This window comes from Nocardioides sp. DN36 (assembly GCF_055380375.1).
In genome coordinates this window covers 4,287,375-4,306,159 of sequence record NZ_AP043823.1, presented here as the reverse complement: position 1 = coordinate 4,306,159, position 18,785 = coordinate 4,287,375, and the positions used below count along the sequence as shown (strand labels likewise).

Annotated in this window: 19 protein-coding genes; 9 read left to right on the top strand and 10 right to left on the bottom strand. The window is 72.9% G+C overall.

The features are described 5' to 3' along the window. Positions 1-48 precede the first annotated feature (48 nt). A complete protein-coding gene (locus ACZ43H_RS21660; protein ID WP_464586390.1) occupies positions 49-465 on the bottom strand; it encodes a DUF3151 domain-containing protein in 417 nt (138 codons plus the stop codon). 36 nt (positions 466-501) lie between these two features. On the opposite strand from ACZ43H_RS21660, the gene ACZ43H_RS21655 reads away from it, so the two are divergent. Next, positions 502-2,034 carry a DHA2 family efflux MFS transporter permease subunit gene (locus ACZ43H_RS21655; RefSeq protein ID WP_464586389.1) on the top strand — a complete coding sequence of 511 codons (1,533 nt, stop codon included), beginning with the start codon at positions 502-504 and terminating at the stop codon, positions 2,032-2,034. Positions 2,035-2,100: 66 nt separating this feature from the next. Here the strand turns inward: ACZ43H_RS21655 and fbaA are convergent, their stop codons facing one another. Further along, a complete protein-coding gene (gene fbaA, locus ACZ43H_RS21650; protein WP_464586388.1) occupies positions 2,101-3,135 on the bottom strand; it encodes a class II fructose-bisphosphate aldolase in 1,035 nt (344 codons plus the stop codon). Positions 3,136-3,246: 111 nt separating this feature from the next. Here fbaA and ACZ43H_RS21645 point away from each other — a divergent pair, with 111 nt between their 5' ends. From ACZ43H_RS21645 to ACZ43H_RS21620, 6 genes are all read left to right on the top strand, one after another. After that, positions 3,247-3,735, top strand: a complete 489-nt coding sequence (locus tag ACZ43H_RS21645) for a DUF2867 domain-containing protein (protein ID WP_464586387.1) — start codon at positions 3,247-3,249, stop codon at positions 3,733-3,735. Continuing rightward, entirely contained in the window at positions 3,732-4,199 is a 468-nt protein-coding gene (locus tag ACZ43H_RS21640; protein WP_464586386.1) for an SLOG cluster 4 domain-containing protein, read from the top strand. Before ACZ43H_RS21645 ends, ACZ43H_RS21640 begins: the two co-directional genes overlap by 4 nt. A gap of 72 nt (positions 4,200-4,271) precedes the next feature. Next, the gene (locus ACZ43H_RS21635) at positions 4,272-5,195 is read left to right on the top strand and encodes a hypothetical protein (protein ID WP_464586385.1); all 924 of its coding nucleotides are present in this window, start codon (positions 4,272-4,274) and stop codon (positions 5,193-5,195) included. Beyond that, entirely contained in the window at positions 5,192-5,686 is a 495-nt protein-coding gene (locus ACZ43H_RS21630) for a SigE family RNA polymerase sigma factor (RefSeq protein ID WP_464586384.1), read from the top strand. The genes ACZ43H_RS21635 and ACZ43H_RS21630 overlap by 4 nt, the downstream gene beginning before the upstream one ends. 105 nt (positions 5,687-5,791) lie before the next feature. Beyond that, positions 5,792-6,625: a hypothetical protein gene (locus ACZ43H_RS21625; RefSeq protein WP_464586383.1), complete on the top strand. Its 834-nt coding sequence runs from the start codon at positions 5,792-5,794 to the stop codon at positions 6,623-6,625. Beyond that, entirely contained in the window at positions 6,622-7,110 is a 489-nt protein-coding gene (locus ACZ43H_RS21620; protein WP_464586382.1) for a SigE family RNA polymerase sigma factor, read from the top strand. The genes ACZ43H_RS21625 and ACZ43H_RS21620 overlap by 4 nt, the downstream gene beginning before the upstream one ends. Positions 7,111-7,166: 56 nt before the next feature. Here the strand turns inward: ACZ43H_RS21620 and ACZ43H_RS21615 are convergent, their stop codons facing one another. Continuing rightward, positions 7,167-7,814, bottom strand: coding sequence for a TrmH family RNA methyltransferase (locus ACZ43H_RS21615; RefSeq protein ID WP_464590897.1), 648 nt, complete (start codon positions 7,812-7,814; stop codon positions 7,167-7,169). Between the two features lie 59 nt (positions 7,815-7,873). Further along, the gene (locus ACZ43H_RS21610; protein WP_464586381.1) at positions 7,874-8,515 is read right to left on the bottom strand and encodes a maleylpyruvate isomerase N-terminal domain-containing protein; all 642 of its coding nucleotides are present in this window, start codon (positions 8,513-8,515) and stop codon (positions 7,874-7,876) included. A 69-nt stretch (positions 8,516-8,584) separates the two neighbouring features. Between ACZ43H_RS21610 and ACZ43H_RS21605 the strand changes: the two genes are divergently transcribed. Next, positions 8,585-9,283 carry a DedA family protein gene (locus ACZ43H_RS21605; RefSeq protein WP_464586380.1) on the top strand — a complete coding sequence of 233 codons (699 nt, stop codon included), beginning with the start codon at positions 8,585-8,587 and terminating at the stop codon, positions 9,281-9,283. Positions 9,284-9,307: 24 nt separating this feature from the next. Here ACZ43H_RS21605 and pyrE read toward each other — a convergent pair whose 3' ends face one another. Continuing rightward, positions 9,308-9,841 (bottom strand): orotate phosphoribosyltransferase, encoded by a 534-nt coding sequence (gene pyrE / locus ACZ43H_RS21600; RefSeq protein ID WP_464586379.1) that lies wholly within the window; start codon positions 9,839-9,841, stop codon positions 9,308-9,310. Between the two features lie 32 nt (positions 9,842-9,873). Here pyrE and ACZ43H_RS21595 point away from each other — a divergent pair, with 32 nt between their 5' ends. Next, positions 9,874-11,040, top strand: coding sequence for a pyridoxal phosphate-dependent aminotransferase (locus ACZ43H_RS21595; RefSeq protein WP_464586378.1), 1,167 nt, complete (start codon positions 9,874-9,876; stop codon positions 11,038-11,040). Positions 11,041-11,115: 75 nt separating this feature from the next. On the opposite strand, the gene ACZ43H_RS21590 is transcribed toward ACZ43H_RS21595, so the two are convergent. The 5 genes from ACZ43H_RS21590 to ACZ43H_RS21570 all read right to left on the bottom strand — a co-directional run bounded on the left by ACZ43H_RS21590 (position 11,116) and on the right by ACZ43H_RS21570 (position 18,713). Then, a complete protein-coding gene (locus tag ACZ43H_RS21590) occupies positions 11,116-12,138 on the bottom strand; it encodes a hypothetical protein (protein WP_464586377.1) in 1,023 nt (340 codons plus the stop codon). Between the two features lie 22 nt (positions 12,139-12,160). Next, on the bottom strand, positions 12,161-14,746 hold the full coding sequence (gene clpB / locus ACZ43H_RS21585; RefSeq protein WP_464586376.1) for an ATP-dependent chaperone ClpB: 2,586 nt from the start codon (positions 14,744-14,746) through the stop codon (positions 12,161-12,163). Between the two features lie 160 nt (positions 14,747-14,906). Next, the gene (locus tag ACZ43H_RS21580) at positions 14,907-16,409 is read right to left on the bottom strand and encodes a cobyric acid synthase (RefSeq protein WP_464586375.1); all 1,503 of its coding nucleotides are present in this window, start codon (positions 16,407-16,409) and stop codon (positions 14,907-14,909) included. A gap of 19 nt (positions 16,410-16,428) precedes the next feature. Continuing rightward, complete coding sequence (locus tag ACZ43H_RS21575) at positions 16,429-17,397, bottom strand: Abi-alpha family protein (RefSeq protein WP_464586374.1); 969 nt, start codon at positions 17,395-17,397, stop codon at positions 16,429-16,431. Beyond that, positions 17,394-18,713 (bottom strand): hypothetical protein, encoded by a 1,320-nt coding sequence (locus tag ACZ43H_RS21570; protein WP_464586373.1) that lies wholly within the window; start codon positions 18,711-18,713, stop codon positions 17,394-17,396. Before ACZ43H_RS21570 ends, ACZ43H_RS21575 begins: the two co-directional genes overlap by 4 nt. Positions 18,714-18,785: the final 72 nt, after the last annotated feature.

Genomic DNA, 18,785 nt, shown 5'->3' with positions numbered 1-18,785 from the left:
GCGCGGTCAGCCGAGCAGCGTCAACCGAGCAGCATCAACCGAGCAGCATCAACCGAGCAGGGCGTCGTACGCCGCGGGGCTGGAGTCGCGCAGGAACTCCGAGCAGCGCTCCCACTCGGGCGTCTCGCCGATGGCGCGGGCCGCCGCGGCGAGCATCGCCAGGCAGCGCAGGAAGCCGCGGTTCGGCTCGTGCTCCCACGGGACCGGGCCGTGGCCCTTCCAGCCGTTGCGGCGCAGCATGTCCAGGCTGCGGTGGTAGCCGACCCGGGAGTAGGCGTACACGGTCACGTCGTCCGCCCCTGCGTCGCGGGCCTGCTCGGCCAGCGCGGCCCAGGCGAACGGCGAGGCCGGGTGGCGGCGCACGACGCCCACCGGCGCCTCCCCTGCCGCCAGCTCGGCGGCGGCCGGGTCCTCCGGCAGGTGGGTGGGCGGGGGGCCGGCCATCAGGTCACCGAAGGAAGTCATGGAAGCATTGTCCATGGCCGGGTGTTGACTTCTCCCATGACCCACACCGCACCTGTCACCGGGGCCGAGGCCCAGGAGAAGGACCCGTGGCCCGCGCTGTTCGCGCTGTGCATCGGCTTCTTCATGATCCTGGTCGACACGACCATCGTCTCGGTCGCGACCCCCGCCATCATCGAGGACCTCCAGGCCGGCGTGAACGACGTCGTCTGGGTGACCAGCGCCTACCTGCTGGCCTACGCCGTCCCGGTCCTCATCACCGGCCGGCTCGGCGACCGGTTCGGCCCCAAGCGGCTCTACCTGACCGGGCTCACGGTGTTCACCCTGGCCTCGCTGTGGTGCGGGCTGACGGGCACCATCGAGGGCTTGATCATCGCGCGGGTCGTCCAGGGCCTCGGCGCCTCGATGATCACCCCGCAGACGATGGCGATCATCACCCGCATCTTCCCCGCGGCCCGGCGCGGCGCGGCGATGGCCCTCTGGGGTGCCACCGCCGGCGTGGCCACGCTCGTGGGCCCGATCCTCGGCGGCGTGCTGGTCGACGCGCTCGGCTGGGAGTGGATCTTCTTCATCAACGTGCCGGTGGGCCTGGTCGGCTTCGCGCTGGCCTGGCGGCTGGTGCCGACCCTGCCGACTCACTCGCACAGCTTCGACTGGCTCGGCGTCGCGCTCAGCGGCCTGGGCATGTTCCTGCTGGTCTTCGGCATCCAGGAGGGCCACCAGTACGACTGGAGCACGGCGATCTGGCTGATGATCGCCACCGGCCTGGTCGTGCTCGCGGCGTTCGTGTTCTGGCAGTCCCGCAACACCCGGGAGCCGCTGGTCCCGCTGGGCCTGTTCCGCGACCGCAACTTCTCGCTGGCCAACGTCGCGATCACCGTGATGGGCTTCTCGATCACCTCGCTGTCCATCCCGATCATGATCTGGGCCCAGGTGGTCCGCGGCCTGAGCCCGACCCGGGCGGCGCTGCTGCTGGTGCCGATGGCGGTCATGACGCTCGTCCTCGCCCGGCTGGTGGGCCAGCTCACCGACCGCGTCCACCCGCGGGTGATCACGGCGTTCGGCTTCGCCTGCCTGTTCGCCGGACTGCTGTGGCTGTCGACCGTGATGACCCCGGACACCTCGATCTGGTGGACGGTGCCGCCGATGGTCGTCTTCGGCATCGGCAACGCCTTCGTCTGGGCGCCGAACAGCGCGACGGCGACCCGCAACCTGCCGGTCCAGCAGGCCGGTGCCGGGTCCGGCGTCTACAACGCCACCCGCCAGGTCGGTGCGGTGCTGGGCTCCGCCGCGATCGCGGTGCTGATCGACTCGCGGCTCGCGGCCGAGGGGCTGCCGTCCTTCAGTGGTCAGGCCGAGGGCGGCTCGTCGGGCGGCGGGCTGCCGCCCCAGGTCGCGCAGGCGTTCAGCGACGCGATGGCGACCTCGGTGCTGCTGCCCACCGCGGCGTTCGTGCTGGGCTTCATCGCCGTGCTGTTCTTCGAGAAGCCGCGCCACCAGGGCTTCGGGGCGACGGCGAGCGCGCCGTCCGCTCCCGGCACGAACGCCCGGCCGGCCGTCGACGCGGGCTGACCTCCATCCGGACGTCGTACGGCCCGGTCGCATGAGCGACCGGGCCGTACGACGTCGTGCCGGGCCTCAGGCGGAGACGGACTTCCCGGCCGAGCGGAGGTTCTCGCAGGCCTCGACCACGCGGGCGGCCATGCCGGCCTCGGCGGCCTTGCCCCAGGCGCGCGGGTCGTAGACCTTCTTGTTGCCGACCTCGCCGTCGACCTTCAGCACGCCGTCGTAGTTGCTGAACATGTGGGCGGCGACCGGACGGGTGAAGGCGTACTGGGTGTCGGTGTCGACGTTCATCTTCACCACACCGAAGTCGACCGCCGCGCCGATCTCCTCCGCGGTCGAGCCGGAGCCGCCGTGGAAGACCAGGTCGAAGGGGCGCGCGCCGGCGTCGAGGCCGAGCTCCTTCACGACCGCCTCCTGGGCCTGCTTGAGGATCTCGGGGCGGAGCTTGACGTTGCCGGGCTTGTAGACGCCGTGAACGTTGCCGAAGGTGAGCGCGGTCAGGTAGCGGCCGTCCTCGCCCGTGCCGAGCGCCTTGACGGTGGCGATCGCGTCCTCGGGGGTGGAGTAGAGCTTCTCGTCGATCGCTCCGACGACGCCGTCCTCCTCGCCGCCGACGACGCCGACCTCGATCTCGAGGATGATCCGGGCCTTCGCGCACTTCTCGAGCAGCTCGCGGGCGATCTGGAGGTTCTCGTCCAGCGGCACCGCGGAGCCGTCCCACATGTGCGACTGGAACAGCGGCAGCTCGCCGCGGGCCACGCGCTCGGCCGAGATGTCGACCAGCGGGCGCACGAAGCCGTCGAGCTTGTCCTTGGGGCAGTGGTCGGTGTGCAGCGCCACGTTGACCGGGTAGTTCTTGGCCACCTCGGCAGCGAACGCGGCGAAGGCCACCGAGCCGGTGACCATGTTCTTCACCGACGGCCCGGAGAAGTACTCCGCACCACCGGTGGAGACCTGGATGATCCCGTCGGACCCGGCGTCGGCGAACCCCTTCAGGGCGGCGTTCAGCGTCTGGGAGGACGACACGTTGATGGCCGGGAACGCGAAGGCGTTCTTCTTGGCCTCATCGAGCATCTGGGCGTAGGTCTCGGGGGTGGCGATGGGCATCTGGAACTCCTCGGCCGGCGTGCTGGGCGCGTCCCACCCTAGTGGCTCCGCGACGGACCGCAGAGGGGTCGTTCGGTCCTCGGTGCCGGGGGCACGGCCTAGGGTCGGGGGGTGACCGTCCCGACGTTGCGCACCAGTCGCCGCAGCAGCGACCTCGACGTGTCCGCGGGCGCCGCCTGGGCGGTGGTCGCCTCCGGCAGGGCGGGCCGCCAGTGGTACGTCGACGCGGCGCCGTTCGTGCTGCGCGGCGGCCTGGACCGTCTCGTCGGCGGGCGGGGTCGGCCGTGGGTCCCGCCGGGCACCCCGCTGCTGGCGACGGGCGACACCGCCGGCTTCTGGCGGGTCGTCGCGGCGGGTCCGGACAACGGCCGGCACCGGCTCGTGCTCGAGGCCGCCGTCCGCGCTCCCGGCCGGGTCGTGCTGACCACCGAGGTCGAGCCCGTCGACGAGGCGCTCAGCCGCCTGCACCAGGCGGTCACGTTCGAGCCGCACGGAGTGCTGGGCCGGGCCTATCAGCTGCTCGACCTGCCGGCCCGGGAGGCGGTCGTCGAGCTCGTGCACCGGCGGCTCCTGGCCGACCTGGCCGCGGGCGCCCGATGAGCATCGAGGGGCGCTACGTCGCCGTGGTCGGGCCGGCGGACACGGCCCGGGAGTCCGACCTCGCGCACGCCGAGGAGATCGGTCGCCGACTCGCGCTGGCCGGAGCCGTGGTGCTCACCGGCGGGCACCACGGGGTGATGCGTGCGGCGGCGGCGGGCGCGACCGGCCAAGGCGGGGTGGCCATCGGCCTGCTGCCGGGGCTCGACCGCACCGCCGGCGCCCCCGAGCACACCTACCTGCTGCCCACAGGGCTCGGCGAGCTGCGCAACGGGCTGCTCGTCCGGGCCGCCGACGCGGTGGTGGCGGTCGGCTGCAGCTGGGGCACGCTCAGCGAGATCGCGCTGGCCCGGCGCACCGGCGTACCCCTCGTCCTCCTCGACCCCTGGGAGCTGCCCGGGGACGTGGGCACCGTCGTCGGCGACGCCCGCGAGGCGATCGATGCGCTGACGGAGCTGCTGAGGTGACAACCCTCGCCATGACAACCCCTGGCGGCTCCGGCCCGTATCCCACCTGAGAGCACACGACAGGGGGAAGACATGGACATCCGCGACGAGATCGACCGCAGCTTCGGCTCCGGTCCCGAGCCCGAGCCGGTCACCGCGCTGGTCTCCGAGGGCCGGCAGGCGTTGCGGCGCCGCCGCCTCGTGACCGGGGCCGCGGCCGCCGCCGTGGCGGTGGCCATCGGCGGCACCACCGCCCTGGCCACGGCCGGGGGCGGTCATCCCCAGGGAGCTCCGGTCGCCGGCGAGCCGAGCGCTACGACGACCCAGTCACCGACCTCGTCGCCCAGCTCGTCGCCCACGACCGCGCCCGCGCACCTGTCCGTGGTGACGGACAAGAGGACCGGGCGCATGGGCATGGACGTCTCGCTCGAGCCGGACGGCACCCTGCACGTGTCGCCGGGCGTGGACGTGGTCCGCGTGGTCGACAACCCCTACCACCGCAAGGCGCCGGCGATGTCGGCCGCGGTCGTGTACCGGCTGAAGGGCCAGACCTACTGGTTCGCCGGCTACCTCGACAAGTTCAAGGGCGGAGGCTCGGCCAGCCAGCAGGCGATGTCGGAGCTCAGCTTCCGCGACTGGGTCGACGAGCAGGCCCCCATCCAGGGCTCCGACCGGAGCGGCCCGAGCAGCGACGTGACCGACTGGCCGGGCCAGGTCACCATGCAGCTGGTGCGCTTCGACGGCGACAGCGAGCGGCTCCAGCCGCTCGACGCGGTGACCATGGTCCAGCAGCGACCGCACCCCGCCGTGGGCGACTCGTTCGCGGGTGCCACCGATCGGACCGCTGTGGCCGAGGTGGAGTTCGAGGGCCAGCGCTACTACGTCCTCGCGCGCCGCTCCGCGGGCGCCCCGGCGCAGTACATCGCCGTCTCCGCCGCCGACGGGGGCGCGACCCTCGACGACTTCCTCGACCTCGCCCGCCAGCGCTACGCCGAGGGCGGCGGTGGGCTGCTGTGAGGGCCGGGAACCGCGACGCCGCGTACACGGACTTCGTGCGGGCGCGCCGCACCCACCTGCGCCGGATCGCCTACGCGATCTGCGGCGACTGGCACCGCGCCGACGACCTGGTGCAGACCGCGCTGGTCAAGCTGTACGTCGCCTGGCCGCGGGTCCGGCGCGACGGCCACGAGGAGGCGTACGTGCGCACGATCATCGTGCGCGCGAACATCGACGACTCCCGGCGGCCGTGGCGGCGGGAGGTGTCCGGCCTCGACGGACCCGAGCGGCAGGCACGCGAGCCGCTCCCGGTCGAGGAGCGCTCGGCCCTGTTCGACGCCCTGCAGCAGCTGCCGCTCATGCAGCGCAAGACGGTGCTGCTGCGGCACTGGCTGGGCCTCTCGGTCGCCGAGACCGCCGCGGAGCTGAGGATCAGCGAGGGCACGGTCAAGAGCCACAGCTCCCGCGGGCTGGCCGCGCTGCAAGAGGTGCTCACCTCCCAGGAGGCGTGAGCCGGCGCGTCGTGGAAACTTCTGCGCGGCTGACAACCGCAGCCGGACCGCGCTCGTCTTGTCGGGTGAACTGGCCACGGGGGCCGGCTGCGGAGGGACGGGACCATGACACTGACCGAGCGGATGCGTGAGGAGCTCGACCAGCCCTTCGGGGGCGAACCGGTGGACCGGCCGGTCGACCAGTGGCTCGTCCAGGGGCACCGGGCGCTCCGCCGGAGGCGGGCCGCCGGGGCGCTGGCGGTGTGCGGCGTGGTGGCGGCCCTCGGCGCGACGTACGCCGTCGGCTCGTCGGGCCCGCAGCGTGAGGCCGGCCAGGTGGTCGCGTCGGACCCCACCCCGTCGGCCGACGGCTCGGGAGGCCCGGCGGTCAGCTGGGAGGACGACACCCCGATCCAGTACCTCGACGGCAGGCTCTACGTCCGACCCGGCGTGGTGGTGCACGAGCGCATCGAGAACCCCTACGACTACCGCGCGCCCCGGACCTCGGACGCGTTCGACCTGACCTACCGGGGCCAGCGGATGTGGATCCTCAGCGAGGTCACCGACCACGGGTTCGGCTACTCCTCGTCGGTGCCGATGGGCTCGGGGTTCCGCGCCTGGGTCGACGAGCAGGTGCAGCTCGAGAACGGCGTCGACCCGGACGGCGGACTGCAGCCCTTGCGGCTGACCGCGGACGGCCGGGTCGTGCCGACCGCCGAGACCGAGGTGCTGCAGCGCACCGACGACCCGCGCCTGGGCGACCGCTTCGCCCCGGTCGGCGCCACCACCGGGGCCGCCGTCCTGCGTGCCGGCGACAGCTCCTACTTCGTCGTCTGGCGGGTCGTGGACGGGAAGCTCGACGTGATCCCGACCCCGCCCCGAGACACGGTCGGCGCGACGTTCCAGGAGCTCTTGACCGCGGCCCGTGCGCGTTACGCCTCCGGAGAGGGCCTGCGGTGAACCGCGCCTCTCGGGACGCGGAGTACTCCGCCTTCGTCGCGGCGCGCCAGAGCCACCTGCGGCGCCTCGCCTACGTCCTGTGCGGCGACTGGCACCAGGCCGAGGACCTGCTGCAGGCGTCCCTGGTCAAGCTCTACCTCGCCTGGCCGCGGATCCACCAGGCCGGGCACGAGGAGGCCTACGCCCGCCGGATCATCGTCCGCACCGGCATCGACGAGTCGCGACGTCCGTGGCGACGCGAGCGGCCCGGCCTCGAGGGCCGGGACGAGGCGGCCCGGGACGGGCTGCCCAACGAGGAGCGGTCCGCGCTCGTCGCCGCGCTCCAGGCGCTGCCCGAGATGCAGCGCAAGACGGTGCTGCTGCGGCACTGGCTGGGCCTCTCGGTCGCCGAGACCGCCGCGGAGCTGAGGATCAGCGAGGGCACGGTCAAGAGCCACAGCTCCCGCGGGCTGGCCGCGCTGCAGGAAGTCCTGACCTCCCACTGACACGGGTCGTGCGGTCCAGGGTGCGCTCCGGCGCACCCCGGACCGCACGACCCGGCTCAACCGCGCCAGGCGTCCTCGCCGGAGAGGTCCGCGTGCGAACGCACCCACGCGTGCATCGCGATCGCGGCCGCGGCCGAGGCGTTGATCGAGCGGGTGGAGCCGAACTGGGCGATCGAGAAGGTGCCGTCGACGGCCTCCCGCGCCCCCGCGGACAGGCCCGGGCCCTCCTGGCCGAACAGGAAGCACACCCGGCGCGGCACGGACATCGTCTCGAGGTGCTGCGACCCGGGCAGGTTGTCGATGCCGAGCAGCGAGACCGGCCCCCCGGGCAGCTCGTGGAGGTACGCCGCGAGGTCGGCCACGGTCGGGTGGTGCCGGACGTGCTGGTAGCGGTCGGTCACCATCGCCCCGCGCCGGTTCCAGCGGCGGTTGCCCACGATGTGTACCTCGGCGGCCAGGAAGGCGTTCGCCGAGCGGACGATGGTGCCGATGTTGAAGTCGTGCTGCCAGTTCTCGATCGCGACGTGGAAGTCGTGGCGCCGGGTGTCGAGGTCGGCCACGATCGCCTCGACCGTCCAGTACCGGTACCGGTCCACCACGTTGCGGCGGTCACCCTCGGCGAGCAGCTGCGCGTCGTACTGCTCCTCCGTCGGCCACGGACCCTCCCAAGGCCCCACGCCGACCTCCTCCGGGCCGTGTGGCATCGGGTCGTACGGCGCCCGCCGGTCGTCGGTCTCCGCCGTGTCGCCCTCCAGCCGGCCCATCAGAAGGCCGACACCGACCCGGGCGCCCGCTGGGGGCGGCTGAGCGCCCGGACGACCGCGGCCTGGCCGTGCCGGCGCAACGAGACGCCCGCGAGCAGCCCGACCACCGCGGTGACCACGTCCTCGGGGAACTCCGGCGTGGGCACGTCGATGCTCGCGGCGAGGTCGTCGGCGTGCACGACGATCTCCATCAGCCGGGTGACCACCCAGTCGTGGGAGGACAGGCTCCACCCCTGCCAGGGGATGTGGACGGTGTCGGGGTCCCGGGGCGCGCGCAGCGCGGCCGGGAGGTCCGCCAGCGTCGAGGCCACCAGCGCCCCCAACGCGTCCGGGCCGCCCGCGGCCTCGGCGTCCGAGCCCTCGCGGATGCCGACGTTGACCTCGTCGTCGAGGGAGGAGTGCACCCAGGTCGCGCGGTCGTAGTGCTCCAGCACCCCGATCGGCTGCTCGTCGACCGGCGCTGCGGCGAGCAGGCGCAGCATGCTGACGGACTGCCCCACCAGGTGGTGCGCCAGCCCGCCCACGCTCATGCCGGCGCAGGCGCTCTCCTCGGTCCAGCGGGCCGCGACCTCGGGCCGGGTGGCGAGGTCCCCCGCGATCCGGGCTGCGGCGAGGAAGGCGTCGGCGTCGTGGTCGTCCACAGCCGGAACCGTACTCTCCCGCCGGGTCGTCCCGGCCGACGCTCAGGACCCGCCGGGTACCGTTGATCCGTGACCGTGCTGCTGGATCTCCATCCGTTGCTGCTCGGGATGAGCTGGATGGACCCCAACTGGTTGCTCGACCAGTTCGGCAACACGCTCTTCTGGGTCAGCCTCGTCATCGTGTTCATCGAGTGCGGGCTGCTCTTCCCGTTCCTGCCCGGGGACACCCTGCTCTTCGGGCTCGGGCTGTTCATCGCCTCGGAGAAGGTCGACCTGATCCCCGGCGCGCCGTTCGTCGAGCTGCTCTTCGCGCTCGCCGCGCTCACCGTCGCCGGCTTCCTGGGCAACGTGTCCGGCTACGAGATCGGCCGTTGGCTCGGGCCACCGCTCTACGAGCGGGACGGTCGGGTGCTCAAGCAGAAGCACTTCGACAAGACCTCGGACTTCTTCGACCGGCACGGCAGCAAGGCGCTGGTGATCGGGCGGTTCGTGCCGTTCGTCCGGACCTTCATCACCGTGGTCGCGGGCGTGACGAAGATGCACCGCGGCCGGTTCTTCACCTGGAGCCTGGTCGGCGCGATGCTCTGGGTCATCAGCATCACCCTGCTGGGCTACTTCCTGGGGTCGGCGTTCCCCTCGCTCGGCGAGAACCTCGACAAGGCGATCATCGCGATCCTCGCCTTCTCGCTGATCCCGGTCGTCTACGAGTGGTGGCGGCACAGCCGGCACAGCAACGACCAGCAGGCCGCCGACCAGCAGGCAGACTGACCTCGCGCGGTCGAGCGGAGCCGCTCAGCCGCGGACCGCGTCCAGCTCGGCCTTGGTGAGCACCGGGCGCACCTCGAGCCCGACGTCGTCGAGCGGGTTCTGTCCCTCGGGGCTGCGGTCGATCGCGCACACGACCACCTCCACGACGGCCCCCGCCTCGCGCAGCGCCCGCGTCGCGTCGCGCACGGCGCCACCGGTCGTGATCACGTCCTCGATGAGGGTGACCCGCCGCCCCGCGACGTCCGGGCCCTCGGCGAGCTTGCAGGTGCCGTACTCCTTGGCCTTCTTCCGCACGAACAGCGCCGGGAGCCCGGTCAGGCCGGACACCGTGGTCGCGATCGGCACTCCGCCGAGCTCGAGGCCGCCGAGCAGCTCGGTGTCGGCAGGCAGCAGGTCGAGCATCTGCTGCGCCACCCGGTGCAGGAGCCGGGGGTCCGACTCGAAGAGGTACTTGTCGAAGTACTCCGAGGCCACCTGGCCGGACCGGAGCGTGAACTCACCGGTCAGGCGGCAGCAGGCGTCGATGTCGCGGGCGAGGTCTGCGTCTGCGTTGGTCACGCCCCGCAGGGTATCCGCGTTAGGTTCGAGCCATGCTCGCCTCCCGCCTCCAGGGCATCCCTCCCACGATCTTCTCCGAGATGTCGGCGCTCGCGGTGCGCACCCAGGCGGTGAACCTCGGGCAGGGCTTCCCGGACGTCGACGGGCCGCCCGAGGTGATCGCGCGGGCGGTGGCAGCGCTCGAGGGCGGGCAGAACCAGTACGCCCCCGGCCCGGGCGTGCCCTCGCTCCGGCAGGCGATCGCCCGCCACCAGCAGCGCCACTACGGGCTCGAGCTCGACCCCGACCGCGAGGTGGTGGTGACGACCGGGTGCACCGAGGGGATCGCCGCGGCACTCCTCGGGCTCGTCGACCCGGGTGACGAGGTCGTGGTGCTGGAGCCCTACTACGACTCCTACGTGGCGATGATCCAGATGGCGGGCGGCGTACGCCGTCCGGTGACGCTGCGCGCGCCCGACTACCGGCTGGACCCGGACGAGCTGCGCGCCGCGGTGACCCCGCGGACGCGACTGGTGCTGGTGAACAGCCCGCACAACCCGACCGGCACCGTGCTCACCCCCGAGGAGCTCGGGGTGATCGCCGAGGTGGCGATCGAGCACGACCTCGTGGTGGTGACCGACGAGGTCTACGAGCACCTGACGTTCACCGGGCACCGGCACGTGCCGCTGGCCACCCTGCCGGGCATGTCCGAGCGCACCCTCACCCTGTCGAGCGCGGGCAAGTCCTGGTCGTTCACGGGCTGGAAGGTCGGCTGGGCGACCGGCCCCGCCGAGCTGGTCGGGGCGGTGCTGGCGGCCAAGCAGTGGCTGACGTTCACCTCCGGCTCGCCGCTGCAGCCGGCGGTCGCCCTCGCGCTCGACGAGGCCTCGGACTTCCCGACGAGGCTGGCGGCCTCGCTGCAGGAGCGCCGTGACCTGCTGTGTGCCGGCCTGCGTGACGTCGGGCTGGACGTGCGGGTCCCCGAGGGGACCTACTTCGCCACCGCCGACGTCTCCGCCCTGGGGTGGTCCGACGGTCTCTCGTTCTGCCTGGCCCTGCCCGAGCGGGCCGGTGTCGTGGCGATCCCGAGCCAGGTGTTCTACGACGACCCCGACGCCCCCGGCGCCGGCCGGCACCTGGTGCGCTGGGCGTTCTGCAAGGAGCGCGAGGTCATCGAGGAGGGGCTGCGCCGGCTCAAGGGCGCCCACCTGCACGCCTGACGTCGACCTGTCGCAGCTTCACGTCGTGCGGCGCCGACCCGTCGCAGCTTCACCTCGTGCGGCGCCGACCCGTCGCTACTTCACGGCGGGAGGCGTCGACCCGTCGCGACGGGCGTCGTACCAGGCCCGCACGTCGGGCCGGACCAGCAGCGCCAGGGTCACGACGCTGGCCGCGAGCGGGACCACGAGCAGGAACTGCCCCAGCGTCGCGAGCAGCAGGCAGACCGCCGAGGCCGACGCCGAGACGACCAGCGAGAGTCGGGCCCAGTCGACCCCGCGGAATGCGAGCCCGGCGAGGAGCATCGCGGCCAGCGACCACATCACTACCACGCCGCCGACCACGAAGGTGGCCGTGCGGAGGGTGTCGTCGGAGAGGCCCTGGGCGGCGAGGTCGGGGTTCTGCTTGTGCAGCTCCTCGAACACCAGGTCGGGGCTGGCCGCCAGCAGCGCCATGCTCGCCGCCATCACCAGCAGCGTGAGGCCGGCGCAGACCCAGGTCAGGACGCAGGCCCACGAGACCGCCGCCGGTCGGACGGTCGGGTCCGACTCGAGCCGCGGCAGCAGCTCCGGGGCGGGCGCGGCCGGGCGGGACGGGGGCCACTCGGCCGGGGCGCCACGCTCGGGTGCCGGCGCGGGCGCGGGCGCCTTCCCGTCGAACCAGTCCCGGGCGGGCTGGAACCACAACATCACCGACGACGCGGCGACGACCGAGGCGAGGAAGCCGCCCGAGACCAGCCCGGTCACGAACAGCGGGACCGCCAGCAGGGTCAGCGCCAGGCGGGCGCTCCGGCTGCGGCGCAGCACCTGGTAGCCCAGGATCGCCGCGGCGGTCGCGCACCCCGCGGCCACCATGCAGAGCACCCGGAGGATGTCGAGCACGCCGGAGACGTCCAGCCCCAGCGTGTCACCGGGCGGCTCGGCCAGGAACTCCTGCACCGCCTGCCGGGTCTCGAGCGTGTGCAGTCCCGAGACCCGCTCGAAGACGGTGAGGACGACCAGCGCCGACCCGCCCATGATCAACCACGCCGCCAGGGTCACCTGGCGGGGGCGGGGCGGCGCTGGCGTGGGCCCGGGATCCTGCCGGGCGGGTGCGGTCATGCGCCCATTCCACCAAACGCGGTCACACGGCCAGCGTGAGGCCGTCCTCGCCGCGGTCCACGTGGACGACGTCGCCGTCGGTGACCTCGCCGCCGATCAGCATCCGCGCCAGCGGGTCACCGATCGCGCTCTGGATCAGCCGCCGCAGCGGGCGGGCGCCGTACGCCGGGTCGTAGCCGGTGTCGGCGAGCCAGCGCCGGGCCGCGTCGCTGACCTCGACGGTGATCCGCCGCACGGCCAGCCTCTTCTCCAGCAGCGACAGCTGCAGGTCGACGATGTGGGTCAGCTCGTCGAGCGTGAGCGCGTCGAACATGACCACCTCGTCGAGGCGGTTGAGGAACTCCGGCTTGAACGACGACCGCACGACCGCCATCACCGAGTCGCGCTTCTTCTCCGCGTCCAGCATGGGATCGACCAGGTAGTGCGACCCGAGGTTGCTGGTCAGGATCAGCAGCGTGTTCCGGAAGTCGACGGTGCGGCCCTGACCGTCGGTCAGCCGGCCGTCGTCGAGCACCTGGAGGAGGATGTCGAACACCTCGGGGTGCGCCTTCTCGACCTCGTCGAGCAGCACGACGGAGTACGGCCGCCGGCGGACCGCCTCGGTCAGCTGGCCGCCCTCCTCGTAGCCGACGTAGCCGGGAGGGGCGCCGACCAGGCGCGCGACCGAGTGCTTCTCGGAGTACTCGCTCATGTCGATGCGCACGATGGCCCGCTCGTCGTCGAACAGGAAGTCCGCCAGCGCCTTGGCCAGCTCGGTCTTGCCGGTGCCGGTGGGGCCGAGGAACAGGAACGAACCGGTGGGCCGGTTCGGGTCGGAGATGCCCGCGCGGGAGCGGCGTACGGCGTCGCTGACGGCCCGGACCGCACCCTCCTGCCCGATCAGGCGCTCTCCGATGACCTCCTCCATGCGCAACAGCTTGGCGGTCTCGCCCTCGAGCATGCGGCCGGTCGGGATGCCGGTCCAGGCCTCGACGACGTCGGCGACCTGCTCGGCGCCGACCTCCTCGCCGACCAGCGGCTCGAGGTCGGAGCGCTCGGCGTCGACCACCGAGCTGATCTTCTTCTCCAGCGCGGGGATCGACTCGTAGTTGATCCGGCTGGCGGCCTCGAGGTTGCCCTCGCGGAGCAGCCGGTCGGCCTCGCTGCGCAGCTGGTCGAGCTGGCGGCGCAGCTCGCCCTCGCCCTCCAGCGAGGTCTTCTCCTGCTCCCAGCGGACCTCGAGCGCCCGCAGCTCCTCCTCGCGGTCGGCCAGGTCGGCCTTGAGCTTGGCGAGCCGCTCGACCGAGGCGTCGTCGGACTCCTTCTCGAGCGCGAACTGCTCCATCTTCATGCGGTCAACCTGGCGGCGCAGCTGGTCGATCTCCTCGGGCGAGGACTCGATCTCCATGCGCAGCCGGGAGGCGGCCTCGTCGATGAGGTCGATCGCCTTGTCGGGCAGCTGGCGGCCGGGGATGTAGCGGTCGGAGAGGGTCGCGGCGGCGACCAGGGCGGCGTCGGTGATGCGCACGCCGTGGTGCGCTTCGTACTTCTCCTGGATGCCGCGCAGGATCTGGATGGTGTCCTCGACGCTGGGCTCGCCGACGAAGACCTGCTGGAACCGGCGCTCGAGCGCAGGGTCCTTCTCGATCCGCTCGCGGTACTCGTCCAGGGTGGTCGCGCCGATCATGTGCAGCTCGCCGCGGGCCAGCATCGGCTTGAGCATGTTGCCGGCGTCCATCGCGGAGTCGCCACCGGCGCCCGCCCCGACGACCGTGTGCAGCTCGTCGATGAAGGTGATGATCTGGCCGCCGGCGTCCTTGATCTCCTCGAGCACGGCCTTGAGCCGCTCCTCGAACTCGCCGCGGTACTTCGCGCCCGCGACCATGGCCGCGAGGTCGAGGCTCAGCACCCGGCGACCCTTGAGGGAGTCGGGCACGTCGCCGGCGACGACCCGCTGGGCCAGGCCCTCGACGACGGCGGTCTTGCCGACGCCGGGCTCACCGATGAGGACCGGGTTGTTCTTGGTGCGCCGGCTCAGGACCTGGACGACGCGGCGGATCTCGGCGTCCCGCCCGATCACCGGGTCGAGGCGGCCGTCCTCGGCCGCCCTGGTCAGGTCGACGGAGTACTTCTCGAGCGCCTCGTAGGTCGACTCGGCCTCCTGGCTGGTCACCCGGCGGTTCCCGCGCACGGCGGTGAGGCTCTCGCGCAGGCCCTGCTCGGTCAGCCCGGCGTCCTGGAGGACCTTCTGGGCAGAGCTCTCGGTGCCGGCGATCGCGATGAGCAGGTGCTCGGTGGCGACGTAGTCGTCCTTCATGCTGCCGGCGAGGTCGAGGGCCGCGGCGAGCACTCGCGTCAGCGCGGCGGACGCGCCGGGCTGCTGGACGGTCGAGCCGCTGGCGCGCGGCAGCGCCGTCAGCACGCGCTCGGCCTGGGCGGTGAGCGCACCGGCGTCGACACCGGCCTTGGTGACCAGGTTGCGCGCAGTGCCCTCCTCCTGGCGCAGCAGCGCCACCAGCAGGTGGATGGGCTCGGTGTTGGTGTTGCCGGCCGTCGTCGCGGACAGCTGGGCGGCCTCGATCGCCTCGCGGCTGCGAGTGGTGAACTTGTCGGCGCCGAACTGGCTCATGGGCTGTTGTCTCCTGGGAGCGACTTCCTCGAGGACGGGCACCCAGTGTGCTCGTCACTGGTCACAACGCGCGAGAAGTTGAGTCTGTTCCGCTCAACTTTTGTGAATTCTGCACGATGCACCGATCCGGCCGCGGCGGCCAAGGCCACCGCATCCCGGGTCAGCAGGCGCCCGGACCGAGCAGGGGCAGCCCGGCGGGCGGACCGGTGAGCGCCAGCTCGAGGAGGGCGTCCACGTCGAGGTGCTCCTCCGCCAGGTCCGCCAGCAGCTCGAACCGGGCCTCGCGACGCTCGGCGAAGCAGACCCCCGACGGGGTGTACGACGCGCCCGCGGCCGCCGCCACCCGTCCGAGCCACGCCTGCCGGAAGCCGTCGCACTCCAGCAGGCCGTGCCACAGGGTCCCGAGGACGCTGCCGGCGCTCGCCCCACCGGGGAAAGCCGTCGCGGCCGGACCGCAGGTGACCCGCCCGTGGTGGATCTCGTAGCCCCGCACGGGCTCGCCCAGGGCCCGGCCCGCGGGCAGTCCGAGGACCTTGTCGGCCTCGAAGACGGTCTCCACGTCGAGCAGCCCGAGACCCGGCACCTCGGTGCCGGCGGGGCCCTCGACACCGGCGGGATCGCTCACCCTGCGGCCGAGCATCTGGAAGCCGCCGCAGATGCCCAGCACGGCCCGGCCCGCAGCCGCGTGCTCCACCACCGCCCGGTCCAGGCCCCGCTCGCGCAGCCAGGCCAGGTCCGCCACGGTGGCGCGGGTCCCGGGCAGGACCACGACGTCGGCCCCGGCCAGCGCACGCGGCTCGCTGGCGAAGACCACGTCCACCGAGGGCTCGAGCCCGAGCGCGTCGACGTCGGTGAAGTTGCTGATCCGGGGCAGCCGGACGACGGCCACCCGCAGCGTCGGCCCGGCACCGTCCGCCGCCCGACGACCCCCCAGGTCGAGGGCGTCCTCGGAGTCCAGCCACAGGTCGGGATGCCACGGGAGCACGCCGTGCACGGGGCGGCCGGTCAGGTCACGTAGCTGCTCGAGGCCGGGCTCGAGCAGCCCGCGGTCGCCGCGGAACTTGTTGACGACCCAGCCGGCGACCAGCCGCTGGTCCGCCTCGTCGAGCAGCGCGAGCGTGCCGAACATCGAGGCGAACACGCCGCCCCGGTCGATGTCCCCCACGACCACCGTCGGGATCCGGCCGTGCCGGGCCAGGCCCATGTTCACGAAGTCGCCCGCGCGCAGGTTGATCTCGGTGGGGCTGCCGGCGCCCTCGGCGACCACGACGTCGTACCTGCCGGCGAGGTCGTCGTACGCCGCGAACGCCGCGTCGCGCAGCTGGGTCCGGCCGCCGAGGAAGTCGGAGGCCTGCAGGTCGCCGGCCGGCTGCCCCATGACCACGACATGGCTGCGCCGGTCGCTGCCGGGCTTGAGCAGCACCGGGTTCATCGCCGGCTCCGGCACCGCCCCGGCCGCGAGCGCCTGGCTCCACTGCGCGCGACCGATCTCGGCGGCGACGCCGTCCGGGGCGAGGCATACCATCGAGTTGTTCGACATGTTCTGCGCCTTGAACGGCGCCACCCGGACCCCGCGGCGTGCGAACGCGCGGCACAGCGCCGTCGTGACCACCGTCTTCCCGGCGTCCGACGTCGTCCCGGCGACCAGCAGCGACCCACGCACGGCCGCACCGTAGCGACCCTCAGGCCGAGGGCGGTTCGCCGGCCTCGGGCTCAGGGGGCAGGGCGTGCTGGGGGAAGTCGGTGGCGGCGACGGACTCGTCGACCAGGCAGGTCCGGCAGAAGTCCTCGCCGAAGGGCGTCAGGTGGATGCTGCGACGGACGATCTTCGCGAACTTCACCGAGTGCACGGCGGCCATCACGTCCGGCTGCGCCTCGACGACCTGGTACTCCATCGGGTCGCGCAGGGACTCGCGGGAGAACCACACCAGGCCCAGCCGGAACAGGTTGTTGAGGTACGCCGGCACCTGGTCCAGGTAGCGACACCCCGCCCGGGCGCCGATCATCGAGAGCCCGGGCGCGATCAGCTGGCTGTTGACCATGCCGATCGGCCCACCGGTGCGGACGTCCACGCTCGGCTGGGGTCCGCCCTGCAGCAGGAGCAGGAGGATCCGGGCCTCGTCGGGCGCGAGCTCGTCGAGGATCCGTTCGTACGCCGGGTGGCCGACGTCGGTGCTCCACACGTCACGGGAGCGCTCCAGCAGCTGGGCGCCACGCTCGCGCAGGGAGCCCGGCGCCTCGGTCGCGTGGCCGTTGGTGGCCTCCGGCGGCTCGGCGAGCTCCCCGAGGGACTCCCCCGCCGTCATCAGGGCGCGGGACAGCGGGACGCCCGAGGAGACGGCCCGGGCCAGCCCGCCGATCACCGAGGCCGCCTCGGTGGCGTCGCGGGCCAGCGCGGCGGCCTCGTCGGCGTCGGTGACCGCCCGCGCCATCCGCCGGCCGGCGCGGGCGGAGGTCCGGACGCCCCACTCGGTCGTGTGCCACCAGGCCGAGGCCGCCACCCGGGCCAGCCCCGGCAGCGCCTCGACGGCCGGCGCGAGCCCGTCGGCCATGCCGGGCGGGAGCTGGGGCCCGCGCGGCCCGGGAGGCACCGGCGGGTCGAGCTCCACCTCGGGGACGTCGTCGTGCCCGCCGGCCGTCGGGTCGCTCATCCGCCCGCTCCGAACAGCCACAGGTGCAGGAACCCGCCCCCCAGGCCCATGATCGCGCCGTGGGCGTAGAGCATCCACTCGTCCTCCTTGATCGCGGCCCGCATCATCTCGACGAAGTCGCGCGGCGGGAGCTCCTTGGTCCGTCGCGCGACGAGGACCTGGATCTTGTCGGCCTGGCGCCTGCTGAACACCGGGTCCTTGAACGGCGTGAGCGTGCGGCCCACCGCCTCGCGCGCCACGGACTCGCGGATCGTGTCGAAGCGGGCCGGACCGACCGCGACCCGCACCGCTGCGCGCGCGGGGCCGGCGGCCTTGTCGATCGCCGGCCGCAGCGCGGTCGCGAGCATCTGCCGGGTCCGGTCACCGCGCGGCCCGTCGAGCAGGAAGTCGCCGATCCGCTCGAGCGTGATGACGTCCTCGGCGATGATCCGGGCGTACACCTCGGCGGCCTCGTCCTGGCGGCGCAGGAAGAGGCCGTGCACCTTGATGCCCAGGATCCGTCGGGGCTGCGGCGGCTCGAAGATCAGCCACATGCCGAGGGCGTTCGTGATCCAGCCGACCACCACACCGAGGACGGGCAGCAGCCACCACTGGCCGAAGACGCTGTCCACGACGGCCACCGGGATGCCGAGCAGGAAGCCGAAGACGAACCCGAACGCCACCATCAGGTTCAGCTCGCGCTGGCCGAAGTCGCGGAAGATCCGCACCACCAGCGACGGGTTGGCGCGGAAGTGGTCGATGACCATGATCTTGGGGTCGAGCAGCTGGTCGATGTGGACCCCGATCTCGTCGGTGACCCGACCCACCACCGCGGGCAGCTGGGCCTGGACCCGCTCGACCACGGCCTCGCGCAACGGGCGCGGCAGGTCGCGCCACAGCCGCGGGTGCTCCCGACGCATGACCTCGTCGACCAGCTCGGGGATCTCCGGGCGGAAGACGGTGACGATGTGCTCGGCGATCCGGTCGGGCTCGAGCTGCTGGTAGAACTCCGCCGGCGTGCCCAGCTTCGAGATCGCCTTGTCGACCGCGATGCTGCCCATCTTGGCGGCCCGGGCCGGGATGATCCCCTGCCACCCGATGCCCCCCTGGAGCAGGCCGGGCACCTCCTGCACCTTGCGCGGCAGCACCGAGGCCAGCTCGCGCATCCCGGGGATGCGCACGCCGTGGAAGCGCACCGGCCTGAAGAGCATGACCAGGCCCGACCAGTTGATCAGCCAGCCCACGACGCCGGTGAACAGCGGGATGGTGGCGAAGTGCACCCAGCTCACGCCGGCAGCCCACTCGTCGAGCCACGCCAGCCCTGGCGAGTCCAGCATCGGCGTCACCCCTCGGGTCTACCCCGTTGCGGGGCGATCCAACCGGACGAACCATAGCGAGCCCGCCTTACA